At 38.6% G+C, this 3,529-nt stretch carries 3 protein-coding genes and 1 pseudogene; all 4 read left to right on the top strand.

Annotation, left to right across the window (positions count from 1 at the left end):
- Positions 1 to 627: cytochrome ubiquinol oxidase subunit I (locus IKV95_RS04380; protein WP_287451436.1), on the top strand; the 627-nt coding region annotated here is incomplete at its 5' end.
- Positions 617 to 1,630 carry a cytochrome d ubiquinol oxidase subunit II gene (gene cydB / locus IKV95_RS04375; RefSeq protein WP_029091309.1) on the top strand — a complete coding sequence of 338 codons (1,014 nt, stop codon included), beginning with the start codon at positions 617 to 619 and terminating at the stop codon, positions 1,628 to 1,630. The genes IKV95_RS04380 and cydB, both read left to right, overlap by 11 nt.
- Entirely contained in the window at positions 1,630 to 3,342 is a 1,713-nt protein-coding gene (cydD, locus tag IKV95_RS04370) for a thiol reductant ABC exporter subunit CydD (protein WP_069125022.1), read from the top strand. Before cydB ends, cydD begins: the two co-directional genes overlap by 1 nt.
- A gap of 2 nt (positions 3,343 to 3,344) precedes the next feature.
- Positions 3,345 to 3,529 (top strand): annotated as a pseudogene (locus IKV95_RS04365) (amino acid ABC transporter ATP-binding protein); the annotation flags it as partial.

Below are 3,529 nucleotides of genomic sequence, written 5' to 3'. Positions count from 1 at the left end.
GCGTGGTCATTGATTGCTAATATTAATGTTAAGGAACAAAAAAATGATTTTGATCTTGAAATACCTTATGCGCTAAGTTATCTTTCGTATTCGAAGTTTAGCGGTAGCGTCGAGGGAATGAAAACATTGCAAGCGAAGTATGAAAAGAAATATGCAAGTGTGGCAGGTGAGAATATGAACTATATTCCGCCAGTTAAAACAACATATTGGAGTTTCAGAGGAATGGTATTTTCAGGCATGGCAATGTTATTTATGGCTGCGCTTGGTTTATTCCTAGACTGGAGACGTAAGTTAGAAAGCAGCACGCTTTATTTGAAATTATTAGCGCCTGTGATTGCATTACCATTCTTAGCGAATTCATTCGGCTGGGTAATGACAGAGATTGGTCGTCAGCCGTGGGTTGTATTTGGCTATCAAACAACTGCGAATGCGGTATCACCTAACGTTTCTGCAGGAAGTATTTTATTCTCAACGATTCTCTTTATTGCTATTTTTGCTATTTTGGCGGCAGTTCTTGTCTTCTTGATGGTGAAAACAATTAAAGCAGGACCTTATCATGATGAAGAACATCAAGATAAAGAAACAGTCGATCCATTTGAAGAAGGAGGTTACAAACATGAGTCTTAATGAATTTTGGTTCCTCTTAGTTGCTGTGCTGTTTATCGGATTCTTCTTCCTTGAAGGATTTGATTTTGGTGTGGGTATGAGTATGCGTTTTTTAGCAAAGGATGAAAAAGAGCGTACAATGCTTGTTTCAACAATTGGACCTTTCTGGGATGCCAATGAAGTTTGGTTGATTACTGCTGGGGGCGCACTGTTTGCTGCTTTTCCAAACTGGTATGCGACAATGTTCAGTGGTTACTATCTACCGCTATTTGCCGTTTTAATGTTGCTGATTGGTCGAGGTGTATCCTTTGAGTTCCGTCGTAAGCACGATCATCCAAAATGGACACCGACATGGGACTGGGTCATCTTCATTTCAAGTACACTTATTCCACTGTTGTTCGGTGTTTTGTTTACAAGTATGTTAAAAGGTATGCCGATTGATGCAGAAATGAACATGTATGCTGGCTTTACAGATTATATTAATGTTTACTCTGTTTGGGGCGGTATCACTTTAATGTTGTTATGCTTCTATCATGGTTTGTTATACATTACATTGCGTGTTGACCACAGCATGCGTGAACGTGCGCGTAACTTAGCTGTGAAAGTAGGTTTAGGTGTATTGGTTTCGCTCGTAGTCTTTGTACTTCTTTCAATGAAATACACTGATATTTTTAGCCATAACCTTGTAGGCGTATTGATTACAATTGGATTTATTGTTGTGAGTTATGCCTTATCGTTATTATTCACACTTAAAGGTTCTGAAAAATTATCATTTACTTTCTCTGGTCTCGGTATTGCCGGAACAATTTCACTGATTTTTGTTTCATTGTTCCCACGTGTAATGGTCAGCAGTTTAGGTGAAGCATTTAACTTAACAATTTCAAATGCATCAAGTGGTAACTATTCGTTAAAAGTAATGACAATTGTAGCTATTACATTGTTGCCATTCGTTCTTGGTTACACAATTTGGAGTTATTACGTTTTCCGCAAACGTATCACTCAAGAAGATGAACACATTTATTAATGGATAAAAGTCTTTTTAAATATAAAGGCTTCAAAATAGTGATGGTAGCCTTGATGATCTTGTCGATTATTCAAGGTTTTTCCATTATTATGCAGGCGATTTACTTAGCAGGTTCCTTAAGCGATTTGTTTGCGGGACATTCATTTCAAGAAGTGAGAGGACAGTTGCTAGGATTTCTGATAATGATCGCTGTACGTTATTTGATAACAGCTGTCAAAAGCCGCATTGCTTATCTTTTTGCTGCTAAGACAGGGACCGCTTATCGTGAAGCTGTCATTGAAAAGTTATTTCAATTAGGCTCAGGTTTTTTAAGTCAGATGGGAAGTGGGCAGACTGTGACACTGATGATGGAGGGGATTGCCAAATTCCGTCGTTATTTAGAGTTGTTTATCCCTAAATTTTCCAGTATGGCAGTTATTCCGTTGATGATTGGTATTTACATGCTGTTTGTTGATTTGAAATCAGCGATTGTTTTAGGCGTGACGTTTGTTATTTTAATTTGTTTTATGATTTTGTTAGGTTGGGCTGCACAAAAAAATGCGGATGCCAAATGGGAATCGTATGAAAAATTAAGCAACCACTTCGTAGATTCTTTAAGAGGAATTGAAACATTACGTTATCTGGGGATTAGCCGTCGACATGAAAAACAAATAGCCTTTGTGAGTGAAAACTATCGTAAGTCAACGATGTCAACTCTACGGGTGGCATTCTTATCTTCATTTGCTCTAGATTTTTTCACGATGTTAGGTGTTGCAACAATTGCTGTCTTTTTAGGTGTGCAGCTAATTGATGGCACAATGATGCTTTACCCTGCGTTACTCTCATTGATTTTAGCGCCAGAATTCTTTTTGCCTGTGCGTGAAATTGGAACGGATTTCCATGCCTCACTCGATGGTCAGGAGGCTGGTAAAGCATTACAAGAAGTGTTGGATATACCTGTTTCACATGAAACAAGTTCAACTATAAAAGAATGGTCAACAGACAGTGAGTTAATACTTAATGGTGTTGTAATTAAAGGTGAAGAAGAGCGTGAAAGATTACGTATTGACAAAAAAATAGAGCTTTCTGGAGTGAGCAACATCGGTGTTATAGGTGCTAGTGGTTCAGGGAAATCGACATTTGTTAGTTTATTAGGCGGTTTTTTAGAAGCGCAAGCAGGTGATATACAGGTGAATAAACAAGATATAAGTAGTTTGGCACAAACTGCTTGGCGAGAACAAGTGACATTTATACCACAACATCCGTATATCTTTAATTTATCGTTGCGTGAAAACATTCGTTTTTATCGTCCGACAGCCACTGAAGCTGAAGTTATTGAAGCAGCAGAACGTGCAGGTTTAAATGACTTGATTGATAGTCTAGAGTTTGGTCTCGATGCTTTCGTTGGTGAAAGTGGTCGTCAAATGAGTGGTGGTCAAGAACAACGTGTAGCACTTGCACGTGCTTATATCGAGGAACGTCCGGTGATGTTACTTGATGAGCCGACAGCGCATTTAGATATCGAAACAGAATCAGAGTTAAAAGAGACGATGCTGCCATTGTTTGAAAATAAGCTGGTGGTATTAGCAACACATAGGTTACATTGGATGAATGAAATGGATTGGGTTATCGTCCTTGATAAAGGGCAAGTGGTTGAGCAAGGTCTTCCTCATGAATTATTTGCTAAAAAAGGGACGTACTATCAGTTGGTACAAGCCCAGTTAGGAGCATAAAGATGTTACAAGATAGTTGGATTCGCCCTTATGTAAAAAAATACCGTCGGATGTTCATCGGAGTGCTAACCTTGGGAACACTGACCTTTATCTTATCGGGAGCGTTAATGTATGTCTCAGGTTATTTAATTACAAAGTCAGCTACGCAACCCGAATCAATTTTAATGGTGTATGTACCAACAGTTGC

The organism is Brochothrix sp. (assembly GCF_017549435.1).
Taxonomy (GTDB): Bacteria; Bacillota; Bacilli; order Lactobacillales; family Listeriaceae; genus Brochothrix; species Brochothrix thermosphacta.
Note: the sequence above shows the minus strand (reverse complement) of the source record. Positions and strands in the feature narration are given on the sequence as shown.